This window comes from Luteimonas terrae, assembly GCF_004358165.1.
In the GTDB taxonomy this organism is placed as follows: Bacteria; Pseudomonadota; Gammaproteobacteria; order Xanthomonadales; family Xanthomonadaceae; genus Luteimonas; species Luteimonas terrae.
On the sequence record NZ_SMTG01000002.1, the window covers coordinates 1,296,419 to 1,319,144 of the forward strand.

Sequence of the window (22,726 nt, forward strand, 5' to 3'; positions counted from 1 at the left end):
GAGGTCCGCCATGCAGGCATCGCTGTTGACCACGCTGCTGCTGCCGCTCGCGCTGGGCGTGATCATGTTCGGGCTGGGACTCGGACTGACGGTCGAGGATTTCCGCCGCGTCGCGCGCTACCCCAAGGCCGTGCTGACCGGGCTCGTGCTGCAGATCGGCGTGCTGCCCTGGGCCGCGCTGGCGCTGGCGCTGCTGCTGCGGCTGCCGCCCGAGCTTGCGGTGGGCCTGATGCTGCTCGCGGCCTCGCCCGGTGGCGCGACGGCGAACATCTACAGCCACATCGCCCGCGGCGACGTCGCGCTCAACATCACCCTGACCGCCGTCAACAGCGTGCTCTGCCTGGTCACCTTGCCGATCATCCTCAACCTGTCGCTGGAATTCTTCCTCGGCGCCGGCCAGTACGTGCCGCCGCCGACGCGCAAGATCGTCGAGGTCGCGCTGATCATCATTCTGCCGGTCAGCATCGGCATGCTGGTGCGCGCCTTCGCCAGCGGCTTCGCCGCGCGCATGGAAAAGCCGATCCGGCTGTTGTCGGTGGTCGTGCTGGCGCTGCTGATCGTCGCCGCGGTCGCCAGCACCTGGGACACGCTGCTGGCCTACTTCGCCGCCGTCGGAATCGCCTGCCTGCTGTTCAACCTGATCAGCATGGGGACCGGTTATGCCGCGCCGCTGGCACTTAGACTGCCGCGCCGTCAGGCGATCGCGATCGCGATGGAGATCGGGATCCACAACGGCACGCTGGCGATCTTCATCGCGCTCGGCGTATTGGGCAATTCCACGATGTCGGCGCCGGCCGCGGTCTACAGCCTGCTGATGTTCTTCACCGCCGCCGCATTCGCCGCGTGGCTCAACCGGCGCGGCGCCGACACCGCCGCGTAGGCCGTTGCAGCCGCGCGGAGACGCGTCAGACTGTGCGTCCCCGTCGCCCCGGAACGCCCATGCGCACCGCCCTGTCCGCCGCTTTCCTCGTGCCCTGCCTGCTGTCCGCGAGCGCCGCCGCCGAACCGCCGTTGCCGCAGCTCGAGGCCTACACCGTGCGCGAGTCGTGGCGGCAGCCCATGGCGCCGCTGCGCATCGCCGATCACACCTGGCAGATCGGGACCGAAGGGCTGACCGCCTTGCTGGTGATCACCGACGCGGGCGCGGTGCTGATCGACGGCGGCATGCCGCAGGCAGCCGATGCGCTGCTGGCGAACATGCAGCGCCTCGACGTCGCGCCTGCCGACCTGCGCCTGCTGCTGTCGAGCCACGCCCACGCCGACCACGCCGGCCCGTTCGCCGCGCTCAAGCGCCGCACCGGCGCGCGGCTCGTCGCCAATGCCGAATCCTCGGTGCTGTTCGCACGCGGCGGCAGCGACGATCTGCACTTCGGCGACGAGATCACCTATCCGCCGGTCGACACCGATCGCATCGTCATGGACCGCGAAGTCGTGTCGCTGGGCGGTACCGATTTCACCGTGCACTTCATGCCCGGCCACACGCCGGGCAGCGTCGCCTGGACCTGGACCGACACCCGCGACGGCCGACCGGTGCGGATCGCCTATGCCGACAGCCTCAGCGCGCCCGGCTACACGCTGCACGACAACCCGCGCTACCCGCGCCTCGTCGAGGATTACCGGCGGACCTTCGACGTGGTCCGCGCGCTGCCCTGCGATCTGCTGCTGACGCCGCACCCGGAGGGCAGCGGCTGGGACTATGCGGCCGGCGACTCCGCAGGCGCGAAGGCGATGACGTGCGCGGCGTATGCGCAAGGCGCGAAAGCGCGCTTCGACGCGCAGCTGGCCGAAGAACAGGCCGGGTCGCGCTGAGCAGTGCTCTGACGGGGGCGCGACCATCGTCCACCCGATGACGATCCCTTCGATGGCGTCTGCTGCGCGTTCGTCACCCTGCGGGATCACCTGAAACGAGAAGGCCCCGCATGCGCGGGGCCATCCTGCATCCACAACCGCCCGGGATCATTCGGCGCTCTTGAACGTCCCATACGACTGCAGCTGCTCGCCGACCGCCGCGTCACCCACGACGACGATGCTCTGCTGCTTCGGGTCGAAGAACTCGCGTGCGACCGACTGCACCTGCGCTGCGGTCACGTTGTTGACCTTGTCGACGTAGGTGCTCAGGTAATCCGCCGGCCGGCCCAGCAGCCAGTTGCCGGCGAGCGCCGAAGCGACCGCGTACTGCAGCTGGTTCTGGAACAGGTAGGTGCCGGCGGTGAAGCGCTTGGCGCGCTGCAGTTCGTCGGCAGGCACCGCCTGGGCGCGCATCGCTTCGAACTCCTTGAGGAACTCGCCGATCGCCGCCCCGGTGACTTCGTTGCGCACGTCGGCCTGGGCCTGGAACGCACCGCCCTCCGCACGCAGGCCGAAGCTGCTGCCGGCGCCGTAGGTATAGCCCTTGTCTTCGCGCAGGTTGCGCATCAGACGACTGTCGAAACCGCCACCGAGAATGGTGTTGGCCAGTGCCGCCGGAATCGCGCGGTCGTCATCGGCGTCGAAGGCCGGACGCCCGATGCGCACCGCCGACTGCACGCTGCCGCTGCGCGGCACCAGCACGAATTGCGGACCCTTCGGATAGTCCGGCGCCGCGACCTCGGCAATCGGAGCACCGCTGCCCTGCCAGTCGCCGAACATCGATTCGGCCAGCGCTTTGGCCGCATCCGCCTGCACGGGACCGGCGATCACCAGCAGCGCGTGGTCGGGACGGAAACGCGCGGCGTGCGCCGCTTTCAGACCGGCGATGTCGGTGCCGTTGATCGCGGCCTCGGTCGGCAGCGTATTGCCGTAGGGATGCGTCCCGAACAGCACGCGGCCCATCGCACGGTTGGCCTGGTAGCTCGGCTGCGCTTGCATCGCCTTAAGGCCCTGCAGCGCGTTGGTCTTGGCCAGCTGCACTTCGTTCTCGGGAAACGCCGGATTGCGCACCACATCGGCGAACAGCGCGGCCAGCGGCTCGGCCGATGCCGACAGACCCGACGCGCTGACGAACAGGCCGTCGTTGCTCGCCTGCGCGCCCATCTCGGCGCCCAGGGTCTGCAGCTGCTCGGCGATCTGCACCGAGCTGCGCGTGCTGGTGCCCTCGCGCATCAGGCCGGCGAGCAGGTTCGACATGCCCGGCAGTTGCGCCGGATCGCTGGCCAGACCGCCGCGCACGGCGAGCACGTAGTCGACACGCGGCAGCCCGCCCGCGCGCGGCAGCACCCAGACGGTCAGGCCGTTGGCGAGCCTGTGTTCGACGAGGCCCAGTTCCGGCAGCGGCTTGTCCTCGCCGTAGGCCGGCAGACCTGCCGGCAGCTCGGTCGGCGGCGCGGTCGTGGGCGCAGCGCCGGCGCCTGCGGGCTGCTGCGCGTATGCGCCACCGGCGAACAGGCACAGCCCCAGTGCGAGGGCCAGCGGACGGGCGGCACGGTTCGGAATGTTGCGGATGTCCATGTCGCTCTCCTCAGTCCTGGGCCGCTGCGGCAGCGGGGGCCGGCGCGGCCGGCGGGGCGATGCCACGCGCAGGCGCCATCGCGGCCGGCACGCGGTCGATGATGGTGCGGTTGGCATCGGTCAGATAGGTCTTCGCCACGCGCTGCACGTCGGCGGCGGTCACCGCCTGCACCCAGCCGGGCACCGCGTTGAGCGTGTTCGCATCGCCCCACAGCAGTTGGGCCTTGGCGAGTTCGTCGGCGCGCGAGATGAAGGGCTCCAGGCCGTTGACGTAATCGGCCAGCAGCTTGATCTTGGCGGCGGCCAGCGTCTCGGCCGGCACACCTTCGGACACGATGCGTGCGATTTCCTCGTTGACCGCACCCAGCACCGCATCGGGTTCCACATTCGGCTTGTACAGCGCGAACAGCGTCATGAGCGTCGGACCGTCGTAGTCCCAGGCGTGTCCCAGCGGCCAGCCCATGCCGCCGTCGATATTGAGCAGCTGCTCGCGGCCCTTGACCAGGCCCTGGTACAGACGCGAGGCGTCACCGCCGGCCAGCACCTGCGCCAGCACCGCCATCGGCGCATGGTCGGGCGTGCCGCGTGCGGGCATCTTCCAGCCCACCGCCAGCGCCGGCACCTGCGCCAGCGCGTCGCTCTGCGCCTCGCGCTTGCCTTCGGTGTTGAGCGGCTCGGAGACGTCGGGACGCGCCGGTGTGGCACGCGACGGAATGTCGCCGAAGTACTCCTCGACCATCGCGAAGGCTTCGTCCGGCGAGATGTCGCCGGCGATGCCGATGACCGCGTTGTTCGGGCCGTAGTAGTCGCGATGGAAGGCTTCCACGTCGGCGAGCGTCGCGCCTTCGAGGTCCTTGAAGCTGCCGTAGCCGTCGTGCGCGTTCGCCCACTTCGAGAACGCCAGGCGGTTGATGTCGAACACGAAGAACAGGCCGTAGGGCTGGTTCTGCACGTTGACGCGGATCTCTTCCTTGACCACGTCCTGCTGGTTCTTGAGGTTCTGGGCCGAGAAATCGAGCGTCTTCATGCGGTCCGCTTCCAGCCACAGGATCGGACGCAGCGCCGAGACCGGCGCGGTCTCGATGTAGTTGGTGTAGTCGGGACGCGTGGAGCCGTTGAGGCGGCCGCCGCCGCCCTGGATCACGCGATCGAAGGTGCCCTTGGGCGCGACCGGCGTGCCCTGGAACATCAGGTGCTCGAACAGGTGCGCAAAGCCGGTGCGGTTCTCGGGCTCGAGGCGCATGCCCACGTGGTAGACCACGCTGACGCCGACGGTCGGCGAGCTGCGGTCCTCGGACACGACGACGGTCAGGCCGTTGTCGAGCTTCTTCGTTTCGATCGGCAGACGCCAGTCGGCCTGTTGCGCGGCCGCGGGCGCGGCCAGCATCGCGAGCAGCACGCAAGTGCCACCCAATCCAGCGAGTCGTTTCATGGTCGGTTCCCTGTCCGCCCCGCTCCCCGGGGCACGAACGCCGACTATAAGCCGGCGACGTGTGCACGCGCGTGCCGGTGGTCACCGGACAGCCCGCACACTGCATACGCCCGCGACGGAACTGCACGCACGCCCGGCATTCCGCGAGGTGACGGCGAGGCTGCTGCGAACGCTTGCACTGTGGTCAGCCGCCGACGCGGCGCGCCGGCACCGCGGCTACTTCGGATCCTGCACGCCGGGATCGTCGAGGCCGACATTGCTGCTCGCCGATTCGTAGACCGTGCGGTCCAGCAGGCCGGTCTCGCGTGCGACCAGCACCGGCACCAGCATCTGGCCGGTGACGTTGGTCATCGTGCGCATCATGTCGAGGATGCGGTCGATCGCCAGCAGCAGGCCGAGGCCTTCGAGCGGCAGGCCGGCCGCCGACAGCACCACCGTCGCCATGACCACGGCCGTGCCTGGCACGCCGGCGGTGCCGAAGCTGCCGAGCACCGAGGCCAGCAGGATGGCCGCGTACTGCGCGAAGCTCAGTTCGATGCCGAAGTACTGCGCAATGAACACCGAGGCCAGCGTCGGATAGATCGCACCGCAGCCGTCCATCTTGATCGTCGCGCCCAGCGGCACCGCGAAGGCGGCGTAGTCGCGGTTGACCCCGAGGTTGTGGGTGACCGCACGCATCGCGACCGGCATCGACGCCAGGCTCGACGAGCTGACGAAGGCCACCTGCATGCCCGGCGCGGCGCCGCGGAAGAACTTCAGCGGATTGAGCCCGTGCGCCAGCAGCAGACCGCTGTAGACGACGAGGATGTGCGCCGCGCAGGCGACGTAGAGCGCGATCACGAAACTGCCCAGCGGCAGCAGCTTCTCGAAGCCGTAGGTGCCGACCAGCGCGGCGATCAGACCGAATGTGCCGATCGGCGTGATCTCGAGCACGAAGCGCGTGACCTGGATCATCGCGTCCGACGCCTGCCCGACCAGCGTACGGAGCGCCGCCACGCGCTCGCCCAGCTTGACCATCGCGAAACCCAGCAGGCCGGCGAAGAAGATCACCTGCAGGATCCTGCCTTCCGACAACGCCGCGAAGGGGTTGGTCGGCACCACGCTCAGCAGCACCTCGACCGGCGTCGGCACTTCGCGCGGCGCGTAGTCGGCGGCGATGCTCAGCGAGCCCGCCTCGATGCTGAGCCCGGGATTGAAGGTGTAGGCCACCGCGAAGCCCACGCCCACCGCGAGCACCGCGGTTGCTGCGAACCAGCCGAAGGTGCGACCGCCGAGCGCGGCGATCGACTGCTGGCCATGCAGCGCCGCCACCGCGTTGATGACCGCGAAGAACACCAGCGGCACCGCGATCATGCGGATCAGATTGACGTACAGCGTGCCCAGCGGCTGCAGCCACGTCCCTGCCGCCGGTCCCATCAGCCAGCCGACCAGCGCACCGAGCACGAATGCGCCCAGCACGCGCTGCCAGAACGGGATGCGGAACCACCAGGCCAGAGCATTCATCGGGGAACTGCCTTCGACACAATCGGCGACGATACGTGACGCCATCCGTGTTTGCGATGCCGGCATCGGGACGCCAGCGTCCCACATCCGGAACGCTGGCGGATGTCCCGATCCCGCGTCCGCCGGCAGGCGGCGGACGCCGATGGACGCGCTTACTGTCGCGCGACGAGGGTCAAGCCGGTGTAGGTGCCGCTCAACTGCAGGTAGTAGGTGCCCGCCTTGGGTGCGGTGACGCGGATCGTTTCGATGTTGCCGGCGCGCCCCGAACGGAACTCGTAGGCGGCCGCGGTCGGCACCTCGCCGTAGCGGGCATGCAGGGTCACGTCGCCCGTGCCGCCCAGGGTCATGAAGGTCAGCACGCGACCGGCCTGCGCTTCGAACCGGTACAGCGCGCCCTCACCGTTCGACGCGAGATTGAGCACGTTGGCGCCGTTGAAGAGCTCGGTGCCGACCGCGCAGGTCCCGGTCGCGGGATCACACGGCACCTCGAGTGCCTTGGCCAGCGCACGTGTCGCGTCGACGATGCCCACGCCGATCGGCGTATTGGCCGCCGGCGCCACGTTGAACGGACGGGCGGAGCTCTTGAGCAACGTTTCCATCTCTGCCGGCGTCAGCGGCGCGCGATCCTGTCCCGCGAGTGCGCTCTGCACCAGGGCCGCGATGCCGGACACGTGCGGCGCCGCCATCGAGGTGCCGCTGAGGCCGGTATAGAGGTACTGACCCGACGTCGGCGTGGTCGCACCGTCGTAACCGGCCTGCAGCACGTACCCGTTCCAGCCACCATTGCCGGGGTCGAATTCGCCGCCGCCCCCCGGTCCGGAGACATCCACACGCGCGCCGAAGTTGGAGTAGAACGCGCGCCCCCCGTTGATGCGGTTGGCGCCGACCACCACCACGTTGTCGCAGTTGGCCGGCGAATAGTTCTGTGCGTTGTCGTTGTAATTGCCCGCCGCCACGACGACCGTGCTGCCGCGCGACACCGCGCCGTCGATCGCGGCCTGGGTCTGCGCGTCGCAGGCCCCGGGGCCGCCCAGGCTGAGGTTGATGACTTCGGCTGGATGCGCATTGGCCGGCACGCCGTCCACCTCGCCACCCGACGCCCAGACGATCGCGTCGGCGATGTCCGACGGGTAACCACCGCACCGGCCGAGCACGCGGACCGGCAGCACCTGCGCGTTGTAGGCCACACCGGCGCCGCCGATGCCGTTGTGGGTGGCTTCGGCGACCGTGCCGGCGACGTGCGTGCCGTGCCACGAACTGTCGAGTGCCGGCGAGTTCGTGTAGCACTCGCCGACGACCGGGTTCCAGTCGCCCATGTCCAGCGCGCCGGGCACGCGGTCGTTGCTGTCGCGACGCGACACGAAACTGTCGGTGATGAAGTCGTAGCCGGGTAGCAGGTTGTCGGCGAAGTCCGGATGCTCGGGCAGGATGCCGGTGTCGAGAACGGCGACGACGACGCCTTCGCCGGTCGAACGGTCCCACGCCTCGCCGACGTTGATCGCACCGGCCGAGCCGGCGAGATGCCACTGGTGGCTCGCGAAGAACTCGTCGTTGGGCGTGAACTGCGGCGACACCGGTGCCTTGGCGACGCCGCTCGCCTGCATGCGGCGCTCGACGTGCACCGACGCGACCGCGGGATCGGCGGCCAGCTCGGTCACCAGTGCATCGAGGTCGCGCGCCGACAGACTGCGCGACAGGCGCAACACGTCGAAGCCGACCGCCGTCGTGCGCAGATGCGTCACCTGCAGAGCCGGCAGCGCCTTGACTGCGCGACCGGTCGCAACGGGGCGTTCGACGCCGGCGCGACGGATCGCGGCGGTCGCGACCTGCAGCTTGCCGGCCGCATCGCTCGAACGCATGCGCACCTCTGCGTAGCGGATCACGATCCGGTCCGACGCGGTGTCGGCCGGTGCGGGCGCGCCGATACGCTGGACGATCTGGGTGCGCGTGGACGCGGCGTCGGCAAGCTGCAGGCCGAGTGTGCCTGCAAGCGCGGCGGTCAGGGCGAGGCTGATGCTGGTCTTGTTCATGATGAAGTCCTCGATGCAGTCAGGAAGCGGCCCGCGCGGAGGCGCAGGCCGTTGGAAGAAGCCCGGCAGGCCGGGTGTACCGGCGCCAGGGCGCCGGTACCGGATCACAGGTCGATGCCGAAGCCGATGCCTGCGGACGATTCGTCGCCGCTGAAAGCACCGCCCAGGCTGATCGAGGCACGCTCGCCGACCTTGCGTGCGTAGCCCACCGACAGCGCGCGCTCGCCGCTCTGGAAGCCCGCGCCCACTGCCACGCGACCACGCGGGCTCTGCGTGCCGGCGGCGTTGGTGGCCATGTTGAGCATCGCGGCGCTCATCGCGCCCTGCTTGTCCATGCGCCGGTCGACATCACTGAAGCGCCGCTCGACATCGCCGCGATACGCGGTGAAGTCGTCGTTCCAGGCCGCGAAGCGCTGGTCGGTATAGGCATTGGCTGACGACAGCGTCTTCGTTGCGGTGGTGTCGGTGTAGGCGCGGGACTCGGCGACGCCAGCCTGCACCTGGGCGACGTTGGCGGCGTCGGTCGGCGCAGTGCCGGCGGCCACGTTGGTGATCTGGCGCGCATTGCCCGCGCTTCCCACCGATACGCTGTTGGCGCGGTCCGCCACCGATCCCTGACCCAGTGCGACCGCGTTGTCCGCCGTGACCGAGGCGCCCTGCCCGATCGCCGTTCCCGAGGCGGCCGACACCGACGCCCCTTCGCCCACCGCGACCGCATTGGTCGCGTCCGCCGAGATCGAGGTGTTGGCGCCCAATGCGGTACTGCCATCGGCGTGCACCTGTGCGTTGCCGCCGATCGCGGTGTCGTTGGGACCGTGCGCATAGGCACCACCGCCGATCGCCACGCCGTTTTCGCCGTTTGCGGTCGCACCGCTGCCGATCGCGACGCCGTTGGAGCTGTCCGTACCGACGGTGGCTGCACCGTCTCCGCCCACCGCGACGCCACGATCACCGCCACCGCCGCCCGGCGCACCCTCGACCGCACCGATGCGCGCGTCGAGTGCGCCAAGCCTGGCGTCGAGCGCACCGAACGCCGCGCCGATCGAGGTGTATTGCGTGCCCTGCAGCACGTAGGCAGGCGCCGAAACCGTACCGAACGCGGTGACGGTCGCACCGCCACCGAGCACGTCGGCCACACTCTGCAGCGCCGCATGGACCTGACCACCGTTGACCGCATCGCGGCTGTCGCCGGCGACCGCGCCCGCCGCGACATTGCCCAGTCGGGTGCCGGCACTGCCGCCGAACGACACGCTGTCGCGTGCGGACGAATCGTAGGTGACCGCGTTCGCGGCGATCTCGCCGACATCGCCAATGCGCGTCTCGATGTCGTCCACACGCAGGTTGGTCGCATGCAGCTGGCCGCCGTTCACCGCGTCGGTGCTGTCGGCCGACAGTTCCCCTGCCGCGACGTTGGACAGCACGGTGCCCCCGGCACCGCCGAAGCGCACGCGGCCCTTGTCCGCATCTTCGTACCGCACGACGCCTTCGGCCAGCTCGCCGATTTCACCCGAGACCGCCTTGAGCTGGCCGAGATTCACCGCGTCGGTGTCCTCGGTGCCGGCGGCGACGTTGATGATCTGCCTGTCGAACGGCAGATTGACGGTGCCGTCGTTGGTGTTCATCCACTGCTGCGACGCGCCGACCGACACCGCGTTGCCGCGATCGGCCAGCGAGCCCGCGCCCAGCGCGACGGAGTTCTCGTGCAACGTCATCGACTGGTAGCCCAGCGCGAGCGCATTGCGGCCCAGCGCAGTGCTGAAGCCGCCGAGTGCGACCGCATACGGCGCGGACTCGCGACCACCCGGTCCGCCGCCGAGTTCCCACGGCCGGAAGCCGCCGGCATTGGCCCAGGTGCCCAGCGCCAGCGAACCGTCGCCTTCGGCGATCGCCTGGATGCCGGCGGCGATCGAATGGTCGCTGTTCGCGTAGGCACCGTTGCCCAGGCTCAGGGAACCGAAGCCGGTCGCGAAGCTGAAGTTGCCGACCGCCGTGGAATAGCCGCCACGTGCGATCGCGCCGGCGCCCAGTGCGGTGGCGCCTTCGTCGTCGGCGCGGGCGCTGCCGCCGACGGCTGTCGCGTTGTAGCCGGTTGCGTGCGCGCCGGTGCCCAGCGCGTGGGCCATCTCGCCACTGGCGCTGGCGTTGTAGCCGAACACCGTCGCCCAGATGCCCTCGGCGCTGCTGTGGGCGCCGACGGCCATGCTCGCCGGGCCGTCGGTGTAGGCCTCCAGACCGATCGCGATGCTCTGGTCGCCCAGCGCGGCGGCGCCTGACCCGAGCGCGATGGTGTCGAGGTTGCCGGCCTGCGCGCCGACGCCGATCGCGATCGCGTCGTCGTACAGCGCCAGCGCGTTCTGGCCTACCGCCAGGGCGCCGTTCGCATACGCGGTGGCGCCGGCGCCGAAGGCCGATGCACCGAAGCCGATCGCGCTTGCGGTTTCGCCTGCGGCGGTCGCCTCCTCGCCGAGTGCGAGTGCGCCTGCGTCTTCCGCGGCGTCCGCGCGTCCCACCGCAGCGAAATACCTGTTCGACGCAGTGGCGTCCTTGAGCTGGCCCAGATTCACCGCATCGGTGTCTTCGGTGCCGGCGGCGACGTTGATGATCTGACGGTCGAACGCGGCCGTCTCGGTGCCGTCGTTCTGGTTGACCCACGCCTGCGATGCACCGACCGACACCGCGTTGCCGCGATCGGCCAGCGAGCCGGCACCCAGTGCGACCGCGCCGTCGTCCAGCGTCATCGTGTAGTGGCCCAGCGCGACCGCGCCGCGGCCCAGCGCCGTGGTGTAGGCGCCGAGCGCGACCGCGAACGGCGCCGACTCGCGCGAGCCGTCGCCGCCGAGCTCCCAGGGCCGGAATCCACCCGCATTGGCCATGTAGCCCAGCGCGATGCTCGATTCGCCCTCGGCGATGGACAGGAATCCCGATGCGATCGCGCCGTCGCTGTTGGCATACGCACCGTTGCCGAGTGCCACCGACTGGATGCCGCGCGCGAAGCTGTTGTTGCCGACCGCGGTGGCGTACATGACGTCCGCACGCGCATTGGCGCCGAGCGCGGTGGCTCCCATGTCGCCCGCGAACGCGGTGCCACCCACCGCGGTGCTGTCGTAACCGTTCGCCGAAGCACCCACACCGAGCGCATGCGCCATTTCACCGGTGGCGCTGGCGTTGTAGCCGAACGCCGTCGCCCAGAGACCCTGGGCCTCGGCGAAGCTGCCGACCGCCGTACTCGCCGGGCCGTCGGTGTACGCGCCCAGTCCGATCGCGATGCTCTGGTCGCCCAGCGCGAGGGCCTCGGTACCGAGCGCGATCGTGTTGAGGTTGCCCGCCTGCGCGCCGCTGCCTAGGGCGATCGCGTTGTCGTACAGCGCCAGCGCGTTGTGACCGAGCGCCAGCGCGCCGTTCGCGTAAGCAGTGGCGCCCGCGCCGAAGGCCGATGCACCGAAGCCGATCGCACTCGCCGTCTCGCCCGCGGCGGTCGTTTCCTCGCCCAGCGCCAGCGCGCCCGCGTCCTCCTGCGGGTCGGCACGGCCCACGGCCGCGAAGTACGGGTTCGACGTCGCGGCGTCCTGTGCGCCGGCATCCGCTGCGGCAGCCACGTGTGCCGGTGCGCCCTGTTCGCACGCGAGCCCGTCGTCCGGTATGCAGACGTCGTCCGCGGCGAGCGTCGCGCCGGACACCGCCACCAGCGCGGTAGCCAGCGTGGTCGCCACGAGCAGACGCGACGAGATGCCGGCGCGCAACGCCCTGCCGCTGCGCGCGAGTTCGGACGCGACCACCAGACAGCCGGCCGCGCGATTCCACACCAGCCTGTAGATCCTGTTCATTGCCAACCCCCGGAGTGAGACCAAGTCATGGGGCAAGGCGCGGGCCGCGATGCAGCGCCACGCCATGCCGGCGATACGCGTCGAATCCCGTCGACGTGCCCCGCTGGACGGCAGGGGGCGAAGGGCCGTTGCGGCCTTGCATCGAACTTAAGTTTCAGTCGCGTGACTTGTCACACTCAGAATCTGGCCGGATCATCACCACTTCTCACATTCCGGCCCGCGAACGCGTCCGCGCATGGCGACTTTCCCGTTTTCCCGCCCTCGCGGTCGGCTCGTGGATGCCTTCGAACGGATTTCGGGCTGGCTGCAGCACGTCCCGCTGGCCGAGCCGATGGACCGGCGCAACGCGGCGACCTTGCAGGTGCTGTTCGTGTTTCTGGGCACGACCGTGCCGTTCAACTGGTGGCGTCATCTGCAGGCCGACATGATCGCGCCGCACCTGCGGCCCTTCATCGCCGCGGACGTGACCGCGGCATTGCTGTGCTTCGTGTGTTTCTGGCTGATCCGACGCGGTGCGCTGCGCGGTGCGATCGCACTGTTCGTGACCGGCCAGCTCGGCTCGGCGAGCGTGGGCTACGCGACGACCGGCGTGATGCTCGACCAGACCGTGCAGATGCTGGCACTGGCGATCGCCGGCCTGATCCTCGGGCGGCGTGCGCTCTGGGTCGTGTTCCTGATGCTGCTGGGCGTGGTGCTGATCGGCATCGGCTCGGCGCTGGGCTCGGACGCTCGCACCGCACGCGCGATCGACCGCGCATCGGTCCTGCTGCCCTCGTTCTTCATGAGCTACCTCGTCATCACGCTGGTGCTCGACCGCAGTATCGCGGCCCTGCGCGAGGCTCTGGCCGAATCGAAGGCACGCGGCACCCGCCTGGAGAACGAGATGCGCGAACGCGAGCGCGCGCAGGCGCAGCTGATCGAGGCGCAGAAGCTGGAGGCCACCGGTCGGCTCGCGAGCGGCGTGGCGCACGATTTCGACAACATTCTGGCGTTGATGTCGGCGTTCTCGGCCGAGCGACACCGCGTCGATCCGTCGGCCGATGCGCGCACGCGGGAACAGGCGCTCGTCGATGCGCTCGAAGGCGTTGAGGCCGCCTCGCGTCGCGGCATGACCCTGACCCGCCAGCTGCTGACCTTCGCGCGTCCGCAACCGGCACAGATCGAGACCGTCGACGTCGGCGCTGCCCTCGATGCCCTGACGCCGATGCTGCGTCAGACCTTCGGACCCGACGTGCGCCTGCAGGTGACGCATGCACCGGGCCCGTTGCCGATCCGCATCGACCGCCACCAGTTCGACCTGATGCTGCTCAACATCGCGTCCAACGCCCGCGACGCGTTGCCGGACGGCGGACGGTTCGAGGTCTCCGCATCCGCGGTGGACGGCGAGATCGAATTGCGTCTGCGAGACGACGGCACCGGCATGCCGGAAGCGGTCCGGCGGCGGATCTTCGAGCCGTTCTTCTCGACCAAACCGGCGGGCAGCGGCACCGGCCTGGGGTTGGCGGTCGCACACAGTCTGGTGGCGAGCGCAGGGGGTTCGATCGAAGTCGACAGCGTTCCGGGCACAGGCACCACGTTCCGCATCCGCCTGCCGCGCGCGGATGTCATCGCTCAGCCGAGCGAGGTCAGCACGTAGCCTTCGCCGTGCACGGCGGCGAGCGGCAACGGTTCGCCGCAGGCGTCTGCCACCTTGCGCCGCAGCCGATAGACCATGGTGTCCAGACGGTGCGGGTCGAAGTCGTGGACGTTGTCGGCGATCGAGGCGATCAGCGCGTCGCGCGAAACCGGCTCGCCCTCCGCATCGACGAAACACTGCATCAGGCGCCGCTCGGCCTTGGTCAGGGCCGCCGTGGCGCCGTTGGGACCGACCAGACTCCAGCCGTTGTCGGCCACCCGCCATCCCGCGACGACGGCCGGCGCTTTTCGTTCACCGTGCAGCCGACGCGCGAGACTGTGCAGGGTGGCCGCGAGCAGTTCGATCTCGACCGGCTTGGCGAGGTACGCATCGGCGCCTTCGTTGAGGCCACGCACGCGATCGGGCGTCTCGCGACGCGCGGTCAGCATCACGATACCCATGCGAGGATGCCGCGCCCGCAGCCCACGCGCGACGTCGTAGCCACTCGCGTCGGGCAGTCCCACGTCGAGCACCACGATGTCCGGCACGGTTCGCGCCAGCATCGCTTCGAGTTCCGCAGCGCTCGCCATGCCGGTGATCGAGAAGCCGAAATCCACCAGCCGTGGCAGCAACACGCGCTCGCGCAACATGTCGTCATCTTCCAGCAGCGCGATCGTCAGGGTCATGTTCGGCCTTGCGCGGGACCGGCCGGAGCGCCCGACGCGGAGCGGCCGATACTACCGCGCGCACGTCGTCACGTCGGTGTCCGCAATGAAGCTGCCATCGACGGCGGGCATAATGCGTGCGGTTTTCGCTTCTTCGGACCTGCCGCAACATGCGTTTTCTCAACGCAGGCCTCGCCTGCTCGCTGACCCTGCTCTGCGCCGCGTGCGCCTCTTCCGGCGCGAACACTGCCGGTCATGTCCGTCCGATCGATGTGCCGCCGGCGGCCAGCCGCGCCGACGAGACCGCCCAGTGGTGGTACCGCAGCGGCGCCGCGCGTGCGGCGTCCAATGGCGCGATGGGCGGCCAGGCGAAGAACGTCATCGTGTTTCTCGGCGACGGCATGAGCCTGACCACCGTGGCCGCGGCGCGCATTCTCGAAGGCCAGCGCCTCGGCGGCAGCGGCGAGGAACACGCGCTGAGCTGGGAGCAGTTCCCCAATACCGGCCTGTCGAAGACCTACAACACCGATTCGCAGACGCCCGATTCGGCCGGCACCATGACCGCGGTCGCGACCGGCGTGAAGTCGCACATGGGCGCGATCGGCGTGTCGGCCGGCAAGCGTCTGGACTGCGCCGACAGCCAAGGCCGTCACGTGCAGTCGTGGCTGCGACTGGCCAGCGACGCGGGTCTCGACACCGGCATCGTCACCACGGCGCGCCTGACCCACGCGACGCCGGCCGCGACCTATGCGCACGTGCCGGACCGCAACTGGGAGAACGACGCCGACCTGCCCGAAGCCGCCGTGGCGGCGGGCTGTCGCGACATCGCCCAGCAGATCCTCGATTTCGCGCCGGGTCGCGGCCCGAAGGTGCTCATGGGCGGTGGGCGCGGCAACTTCCTGCCGGCCGGCGTGCGCGATCCCGAATACGACGACAAGGTCGGCCAGCGTCTCGACGGCCGCGACCTCACCGCCGAGTGGCGCGCGGCGCATCCGGGCGGCGCCGTCGTATGGAACACCGCCCAGCTGCGCGCGGCCAAAGACGCGGATGCCGTATTCGGCCTGTTCGAACCCGACCACATGCAGTACGAGCACGACCGCAATACGGGCGACGACGGCGAGCCGGACCTGGCCGAGATGACGCGTTTCGCGATCGAGCGTCTGGCGAAGGGCGGCAAGGGCTACGTGCTGCTGGTCGAGGGCGGCCGCATCGACCACGCCAACCACGAGGGCAACGCCTTCCGTGCGCTCGACGAAACCGTGGCGATGTCGCGCGCGGTGCAGGCGGCTGCCGAAGCGACCTCGGCCGAGGACACGCTGATCCTCGTGACCGCGGACCATTCGCACACCTTGAACTTCGTCGGGTACCCGACGCGCGGCAATCCGATCCTGGGCAAGGTCCGCGGCCGGGTCAGCGAGGATGACGACCCGAACGCCTACGCGCTCGATGCGACCGGCCTGCCCTACACCACGCTGGTCTACGCCAACGGCCCCGGTTACGCCGGCGCGAGCAACCAGCAGCCGGCCGGGCCGAAGACGCATCTGCACAAGCCCAGCAGTTTCGAGCCTGCCGAAGGCCGGCCGGACCTGCGCGAGGTGGACACCGAACATCCGGACTTCATGCAGGAGGCGCTGGTGCCGATGCGCAGCGAATCGCACGGCGGCGACGACGTCGGCATCTGGGCGCGCGGCCCGGGCAGCGATGCGGTGCGCGGCACGATGGAGCAGAACACGATCTATCACATCCTCGTGCAGGCCACGCCCGCGCTGCGCGCGCAGCTGTGCGCGACCGGTCACTGCAACGCCGATGGCGTGCCGGTGAAACTGCCGACGATGACGCCGGTCGCTGCGCCGCCGCGCGCCGACTGAACGCACCGCGCTGCATCGTGCGGAAGCGCGCGCGGGTTCTCCAGCCAACGCCGCGTCGCGTCCAAGTGCGCTCCCACATGCACACCGGATGATCCCGTCCTCGCGCCGAAGGCGCGTCGGCACGCCGTCTCGTCCGAAGGTACGAGGCGGCGTGACACGTCCAGCCGCTAAGCTGGGCGCCCCCATCCGAAGCGGAGCGGCAGCATGAATCGACTCGACGGCAAGGTCTGCGTGGTCACCGGCGCGGCCAGTGGCATCGGCCGGCGCATCGCCGAGGTCTATGCGCAGGCCGGCGGCAAGGTCGTCATCGCCGATCTCAAGTTCGACGCCGCCGACAGCGCGGCTGCGGCGATCCGCGACGCCGGTGGCGATGCGCTGGCGGTCGCGATGGACGTCACCGACGAGACCCAGGTCGCCGACGGGATCGCCAGGGCCGTCGCGCACTACGGCCGGGTCGACGTGCTGGTGTCGAACGCCGGCATCCAGATCGTCAACAAGGTCACCGACTTCAGCTTCGCCGACTGGAAGAAGATGCTCGCCATCCATCTCGACGGCGCGTTTCTCACCACGCGCGAGTGCCTGCGCGACATGGAGCGGCGCAAGACCGGCGGCGCGATCATCTACATGGGGTCGGTGCATTCGCACACCGCCTCCAAGCTCAAGGCGCCCTACGTCACCGCCAAACACGGCCTGCTGGGCCTGGCCCGCACCGTCGCCAAGGAAGCCGCCGGCTACGGCGTGCGTGCCAACGTGATCTGTCCGGGCTTCGTGCGCACGCCGCTGGTGGACAAACAGATTCCCGAGCAAGCCAAGGAACTGGGCATCAGCGAGGACGAGGTGATCCGCAACGTCATGCTCAAGGACACCGTCGATGGCGAATTCACCACCGTCGACGACGTCGCCAACGTCGCGCTGATGCTCGCCGCATTCGAGACCAACGCGCTGACCGGACAGAGCCTCGTGGTGAGCCACGGCTGGTACATGCAGTAACCGGCGCGCGCAACGCGCCACGCGGCACCTCGCCGCGCGAAAGTGGGTTCATGGCCTTTTCCAGCGCGCTCCGCAACCGATCATGATGTCCGCCCCTTCCCCCGCTTGCGGGGGAAGGCCGGGATGGGGCAAACGCCCGGGTCACGGACGCGATCGGTTCGCAGATGCCTCTGTCCGGCCGGACGTGCACGTGCAACTGACCGCTCGCCTTCACCCAACCCTCCCCCGTCTTGCGGAACAGGGCTCCGGTCATGCGCGTCGGGCGCAGCCCTCAAAACGGCTTGGCCAGCACCAGCCACACCACGCCGACCAGCAGCAGCACGGGAATCTCGTTGAACCAGCGCAGCGCCTGCGTCGACGGCAGCGCGCGGCCGGCGTCGACACCCTTCAGCCAGCGCCCACCGATGACGAAGTGCACGACCAGCAGCACGACCAGTGCCAGCTTGGCGTGCAGCCAGCCGGCACCCCCGCCCATCGGCGCCATCGTCGGGAAGTCGGTGATGAAGGTGTAGCCCATCCACAGCACCATGCCCAGGGCGAGTGCAAGACCCAGCATCACGTGGCCGAAGCGGTACAGCCGTCGCCCCATCAGCACCAGGCGCGCGCGCACTGTGGTGTCGCTGCCGGCCTCGACGAGATTGATCAGGATGCGCGGCAGGTAGAACGCCGACGCGATCCACGCCATCACGAACACCAGGTGGAAGGTCTTGACCCACAGATAGGCTTGCATCGCGTGCTGGCTCCGTTCCGACAGGCGTACAGGATCGCACGGCACGTCCCGCGCCGACCGCGCGCGCAGGCACTGCGACGATCGGTCGCGACGACGCGACGCACTAGACTGCGCGTCCCGTCCCCCTCCGGCCTCCCGATGTCCAAGCAGTACGACCGCGCCTATTTCGACCGCTGGTATCGCGCCGGCGACATCGGCGGCCCTGCGCGCCTGGCGCGCAAGGTCGCGCTGGCCGTCGCGACCGCCGAGCACCATCTCGAGCGCCCGCTGCGCACGGTGCTCGACATCGGCGCCGGCGAAGGTGCATGGCGCGCGCCGTTGCTCAAGCTGCGGCCGAAGCTGCAGTACCTCGGCTTCGATCCGAGCGCGTACGCGGTCGCGCGTTTCGGTCGCGCCCGCAATCTGCACCACGCGCGTTTCGCCGACTTCGAGATGCTGCGCCCGTGTCCGCCGGTCGACCTGCTGGTGTGCAGCGACGTGCTGCACTACCTGGACACGCGCGAACTCGACCGCGGCCTGCCCGGCCTGGCCGAACTGTGCGGCGGCGTGGCGTTCCTGGAAACCTTCACCCACGAGGATGGCCCGGACGGCGACAACGTCGATTTCAAGCGCCGCCCCGCCCGCTTCTACCGCGAGCGCTTCGCCGCCGCCGGTTTCCGCCAGCTCGGCTCGCATTGCTGGCTGTCGCCGGCGCTGGCGGAGGCCGCGACCTCGCTCGAAATCCCGGCCTGAGGCGCTCATATCCCGTGTCGCGATGCATGGCTTCGACCTGAACGCCCGTCGGGCGGGCAGGTCGGGTTCAAGCCGACTACACTATGTTGCGTCGCAACAACCCGCCGGACCGTCGCCCATGCTGTTCTACCAACTCCACGAACTCGGCCGCGCCTGGATGAAGCCGTGGACGCTCCTGGCCGACGCCAACGCGCGCGCCTTCGGTCACGACGGCACCTGGCTCGCCCAGTTGCCGGGCGCCGACCAGGTCGCTGCGGCGAACGAGCTGATGTACCGCATCGGCAAGGACTACGAGAAACCGGCCTTCGGCATCCACGAGGTCGCCAACGCCGACAACGACCGCACGTACCCGGTCGTGCAGCTCGACGTGCTCGACAAGCCCTTCTGCAAGCTGCTGCGCTTCAAGCGCTACACCGATGACCCGGCGCATCTGGACGTGATCAAGGCGCAGCCGACCGTGCTGGTGGTCGCGCCGCTGTCGGGCCACCACGCCACCCTGCTGCGCGACACCGTGCGCACGCTGCTGCGCGACCACAAGGTCTACGTGACCGACTGGGTCGACGCGCGCATGGTGCCGGCCGAGGCCGGTGCGTTCTCGCTCGACGACTACGTCGCCTACATCGAGGAGTTCATCCGCCACATCGGTGCCGAAGACCTGCACGTCATCAGCGTCTGCCAGCCGACCGTCCCGGTGCTCGCCGCGGTGTCGCTGATGGCCGCGCGCGGCGAGACCACGCCGCGCTCGCTGGTGATGATGGGCGGGCCGATCGACACCCGCCAGTCGCCGACCGCGGTCAACAACCTGGCCACCGAGAAGCCCTACGACTGGTTCGAGCAGACCGTCATCAATCCGGTGCCGATGAATTTCCCCGGCCGCGGGCGTCTGGTGTATCCGGGCTTCCTGCAGCACATGGGCTTCATGGCGATGAATCCGGAGCGCCACCTCGAATCGCACTGGGATTTCTATCAGAACCTGCTTAAGGGCGACGACGAGGACGCGCAGTCGCATCGCCGCTTCTACGACGAGTACAACGCCGTGCTCGACATGCCGGCCGAGTACTACCTCGACACGATCCGCGTCGTGTTCCAGCAGCATCTGCTGCCGCGCGGCAAGTGGGTGGTGTCGGGCGAAAAGGTGGAGCCGTCGAAGATCACCGGCACCGCGCTGCTGACCATCGAGGGCGAGCTCGACGACATCTCGGGCGAAGGTCAGACCCGCGCCGCGCACACGCTGTGCACCGGCGTCGCCGAGGCCGACCGTGCGCATCTGACCGTCACCGGCGCCGGCCACTACGGCATCTTCAGCGGTCGCAAATGGCGCAACCAGGTGTACCCGCAGGTGCGTGCGTTCATCGCCTCGCATGCGCAGGGCACGCGTGAGACGTCGCCGGCGGCGAAGGCACCGCGCAAGCGCGCGACCAAACGCGCCAGGCCGGCGGGCTGAGTCCACGCGGCAGGTGAAATGCGAAAAGGGCGCGTCTTCCGACGCGCCCTTTTCGTTTCCGCGGTCCGACGACTCAGCTGTACTGCGCGGTCTTCACCAGCAGGTGCTTGGCGATGCTGCCGTGCATGCGGCCGATCGCGCGGAACAGGTGCAGGCTGGCGAACAGCGTGAGCACGCCGGCGAAGAGCAGGAACGGGGTCGCCAGCAGCGGGACCGATGTCGACAGGCCCGTGCCGTGCGTCCAGCCGAGCACCATCCAGCCGTCGTCGGTGACGCCGGTCGCCGCGATACCCGTCCACGCCAGCAGCGGTGCAGCCACCATGCTCAGCGACAGCGACAGCAGGGTCACGTTGATCGTGAAGTAGACGATGCCCAGCGGCAGCATCAGCAGCAGATAGAACAGCGTGCTCCAGGTGCGCGCGTCGGTGAACATGTCGCCGATGCGCTGCAGCCAGGTGCGTCCGCGCGCCGCGTAAAGCGGCCGGCGCGGCATGCGCTCGCCCAGCATCACTTCGACCAGGCGCCCCTCGACCAGCGACAGCAGCCGCACCGAACCGAAGAACAGGATCAGCAGCGGAATGCCGATCAGTACGACCACCAGACTCAGCGACACCGACAGGCCGGTGACGACCCAGGTGAAATAGAAGATGCCGGTCGCCAGCGACAGCACCATGTAGAACAGCGAGGCGTAGGTGCGCGGATCCGCTGCAACGCCGAAGAAGCGCCCGATCGGCGAGCTGCGCGGCGCGGGCCTGGGCGGCTGCAGCGCGGTCTGCACCTTGACCTCGGTGTCGCGGTAGATGTCGGCGACTTCCTCCGGCGCGCCGTAGCTCGACGCCACCGACGCGATGACCTCGGCCTCGGATTTGCCGGGCTGTTCGGCCAGTTCGGAACGCAGGTATTCCTCGGCGTCGTAGAGCGCGTCCTGTACGAGTGCGGGGTCGGCGCCGGCGAGCGACTGGCGCAGCTGCTCCAGATACTCGGGGATGCTCTGCGGCGGTCGGTTGGAATGTGTGTGGATGCTGTTCATTGGCGCTCCCCCTCCAGGACGGCGTCGACGGAATCCCGTGTGGCCCGCCACGCGGCGGTCCACTGCTGCAGGGTCAGCCGCCCTGCCTCGGTGATGCGGTAGTAGCGGCGCGGCGGTCCGGCGACCGACGGTTCGACGTGGCTGTCGAGCAGGCCGGCGGCACTGAGATTGCGCAGCACCGGATACAGCGCGCTCTGCTTGCCACTGAGCACGCCATCCAGCGATTCCAGACGCTTGGCGATCTGGTAGCCGTACATCGGCTCGCCGGCGCTGCCCAGTACCGCCAGCAGCGCGAGCGACACCGTGCCCGCGCTCAGTTCCTTCTGGAACTTGCGCAGCTGCAGTTCGCTGTCGTCGCCGGCGTCGGGCATCGGCCACCTCCACTAGGTTGACCGGAATACTAGTGCGGAGTTCGCTATAGCGGATGTGCCGGTAGTCACGCAGCCGCGCCACTCGGCCACAATCGCCGCTTCATCTCTTGGGGAATGCTCCATGCGCCAGCCGATGCGCCACGCCTTGTCCGCCACCCTCGCCGCCTGCGTGCTCGCGCTGTCCGGCTGCGCCACCTCCGGCGCGCCCGCGACCGCCGTCGAGACCCGCTCGACCCAGGAATTGCTGGACGCGTCTACGCCTGCGGACTGGCGCACCCCTGATCCGGCGAACCTGCTGTACATGGATCTCGCCGGCGGCCGCGTCGTCATCGAACTGGCGCCGGCCTTCGCGCCCGAGCACGTCGCCAACATCCGCACCCTCGCCCGCGGCGGCTTCTGGAACGGGCTCACCCTGTACCGCTCGCAGGACAACTTCGTCGTGCAGTTCGGCGACATCACCGAAGAAGGCGTGCCCGGCAAGCCGATCGGCAGCGCACGCGCGAAGCTCCCGGCCGAGTTCGACCGTGCCTCGGCTGGGCTCGCCTTCCACGCTCTGCCCGATGCCGACGGCTGGTCGGCGCAGGCCGGTTTCGTCGACGGCTTTCCGGCCGCGCGCGACGATCGCAAGGGCGCGGGCCGCACGTGGCTCGCGCACTGTTACGGCACGCTGGGCGCGGGCCGCGACATGGCGCCCGATTCCAGCAACGGCACCGAGCTCTACATCGTGACCGGCCAGTCGCCGCGCCAGCTCGACCGCAACATCACGACCGTCGGACGCGTGCTGCAGGGCATGGACCTGCTGAGCGTGCTGCCACGCGGCACCGGCCCGCTGGGTTTCTACGAGGATCCGAAACAGCGCACGCCGATCCGCCGCATCCGCCTCGCGTCCGAGGTGCCGGCGAACGAGCGCACGCCACTGCAGGTGCTGCGCACCGACACGCCGCTGTTCGATGCGGTGGTGGAATCGCGCCGCAACCGCCGCGACGACTGGTACGTCAGGCCGGCCGGCCACATCGACCTGTGCAACATCAGCGTGCCGGTGCGCACGCCGCCGGCAGGCTGAGTG

At 69.5% G+C, this 22,726-nt stretch carries 16 protein-coding genes and 2 pseudogenes; 8 read left to right on the forward strand and 10 right to left on the reverse strand.

Features of this window, described 5'->3' with window-relative positions; genetic code table 11:
• Window positions 1-10 precede the first annotated feature (10 nt).
• Both E2F49_RS06090 and bla read left to right on the forward strand, forming a co-directional pair.
• Window positions 11-880: a bile acid:sodium symporter family protein gene (locus E2F49_RS06090; RefSeq protein WP_133393008.1), complete on the forward strand. Its 870-nt coding sequence runs from the start codon at window positions 11-13 to the stop codon at window positions 878-880.
• Between the two features lie 59 nt (window positions 881-939).
• On the forward strand, window positions 940-1,809 hold the full coding sequence (bla, locus tag E2F49_RS06095) for a subclass B3 metallo-beta-lactamase (RefSeq protein ID WP_133393009.1): 870 nt from the start codon (window positions 940-942) through the stop codon (window positions 1,807-1,809).
• A 147-nt stretch (window positions 1,810-1,956) separates the two neighbouring features.
• Here bla and E2F49_RS06100 read toward each other — a convergent pair whose 3' ends face one another.
• The 6 genes and pseudogenes from E2F49_RS06100 to E2F49_RS06120 all read right to left on the reverse strand — a co-directional run.
• Window positions 1,957-3,426, reverse strand: a complete 1,470-nt coding sequence (locus E2F49_RS06100; protein ID WP_165971123.1) for a M16 family metallopeptidase — start codon at window positions 3,424-3,426, stop codon at window positions 1,957-1,959.
• Between the two features lie 10 nt (window positions 3,427-3,436).
• Window positions 3,437-4,858, reverse strand: coding sequence for a M16 family metallopeptidase (locus E2F49_RS06105; protein ID WP_243713467.1), 1,422 nt, complete (start codon window positions 4,856-4,858; stop codon window positions 3,437-3,439).
• A gap of 216 nt (window positions 4,859-5,074) precedes the next feature.
• On the reverse strand, window positions 5,075-6,361 hold the full coding sequence (locus E2F49_RS06110; RefSeq protein ID WP_055248946.1) for a dicarboxylate/amino acid:cation symporter: 1,287 nt from the start codon (window positions 6,359-6,361) through the stop codon (window positions 5,075-5,077).
• 152 nt (window positions 6,362-6,513) lie between these two features.
• Complete coding sequence (locus E2F49_RS06115; protein WP_243713469.1) at window positions 6,514-8,391, reverse strand: S8 family peptidase; 1,878 nt, start codon at window positions 8,389-8,391, stop codon at window positions 6,514-6,516.
• A 104-nt stretch (window positions 8,392-8,495) separates the two neighbouring features.
• Window positions 8,496-9,323: pseudogene (locus E2F49_RS16785) on the reverse strand (YadA family autotransporter adhesin); the annotation flags it as partial.
• 183 nt (window positions 9,324-9,506) lie between these two features.
• A pseudogene (locus E2F49_RS06120) lies at window positions 9,507-12,281 on the reverse strand (ESPR-type extended signal peptide-containing protein); the annotation flags it as partial.
• A gap of 208 nt (window positions 12,282-12,489) precedes the next feature.
• Between E2F49_RS06120 and E2F49_RS06125 the strand changes: the two are divergent.
• Window positions 12,490-13,851: a sensor histidine kinase gene (locus E2F49_RS06125; protein ID WP_243713471.1), complete on the forward strand. Its 1,362-nt coding sequence runs from the start codon at window positions 12,490-12,492 to the stop codon at window positions 13,849-13,851.
• Here E2F49_RS06125 and E2F49_RS06130 read toward each other — a convergent pair.
• Complete coding sequence (locus E2F49_RS06130) at window positions 13,827-14,516, reverse strand: response regulator transcription factor (RefSeq protein WP_055248951.1); 690 nt, start codon at window positions 14,514-14,516, stop codon at window positions 13,827-13,829. The genes E2F49_RS06125 and E2F49_RS06130 overlap by 25 nt on opposite strands.
• A 149-nt stretch (window positions 14,517-14,665) precedes the next feature.
• Between E2F49_RS06130 and E2F49_RS06135 the strand changes: the two genes are divergently transcribed.
• Both E2F49_RS06135 and E2F49_RS06140 read left to right on the forward strand, forming a co-directional pair.
• Entirely contained in the window at window positions 14,666-16,363 is a 1,698-nt protein-coding gene (locus tag E2F49_RS06135) for an alkaline phosphatase family protein (protein ID WP_133393013.1), read from the forward strand.
• Window positions 16,364-16,567: 204 nt separating this feature from the next.
• On the forward strand, window positions 16,568-17,353 hold the full coding sequence (locus E2F49_RS06140; protein ID WP_133393014.1) for a 3-hydroxybutyrate dehydrogenase: 786 nt from the start codon (window positions 16,568-16,570) through the stop codon (window positions 17,351-17,353).
• Between the two features lie 271 nt (window positions 17,354-17,624).
• Here the strand turns inward: E2F49_RS06140 and E2F49_RS06145 are convergent, their stop codons facing one another.
• Window positions 17,625-18,083: a CopD family protein gene (locus E2F49_RS06145; RefSeq protein ID WP_133393015.1), complete on the reverse strand. Its 459-nt coding sequence runs from the start codon at window positions 18,081-18,083 to the stop codon at window positions 17,625-17,627.
• A gap of 138 nt (window positions 18,084-18,221) precedes the next feature.
• Between E2F49_RS06145 and E2F49_RS06150 the strand changes: the two genes are divergently transcribed.
• Window positions 18,222-18,815 (forward strand): class I SAM-dependent DNA methyltransferase, encoded by a 594-nt coding sequence (locus E2F49_RS06150; protein WP_133393016.1) that lies wholly within the window; start codon window positions 18,222-18,224, stop codon window positions 18,813-18,815.
• Between the two features lie 118 nt (window positions 18,816-18,933).
• The gene (locus E2F49_RS06155) at window positions 18,934-20,259 is read left to right on the forward strand and encodes a polyhydroxyalkanoate depolymerase (RefSeq protein ID WP_133393017.1); all 1,326 of its coding nucleotides are present in this window, start codon (window positions 18,934-18,936) and stop codon (window positions 20,257-20,259) included.
• Between the two features lie 73 nt (window positions 20,260-20,332).
• On the opposite strand, the gene E2F49_RS06160 is transcribed toward E2F49_RS06155, so the two are convergent.
• Together E2F49_RS06160 and E2F49_RS06165 are read right to left on the reverse strand one after the other, a co-directional pair.
• A complete protein-coding gene (locus E2F49_RS06160) occupies window positions 20,333-21,289 on the reverse strand; it encodes a sensor domain-containing protein (protein ID WP_133393018.1) in 957 nt (318 codons plus the stop codon).
• Window positions 21,286-21,660, reverse strand: a complete 375-nt coding sequence (locus E2F49_RS06165; RefSeq protein WP_055248963.1) for a PadR family transcriptional regulator — start codon at window positions 21,658-21,660, stop codon at window positions 21,286-21,288. Before E2F49_RS06165 ends, E2F49_RS06160 begins: the two co-directional genes overlap by 4 nt.
• A 121-nt stretch (window positions 21,661-21,781) precedes the next feature.
• Here E2F49_RS06165 and E2F49_RS06170 point away from each other — a divergent pair, with 121 nt between their 5' ends.
• Window positions 21,782-22,723, forward strand: a complete 942-nt coding sequence (locus E2F49_RS06170; protein WP_133393019.1) for a peptidylprolyl isomerase — start codon at window positions 21,782-21,784, stop codon at window positions 22,721-22,723.
• Window positions 22,724-22,726 lie beyond the last annotated feature (3 nt).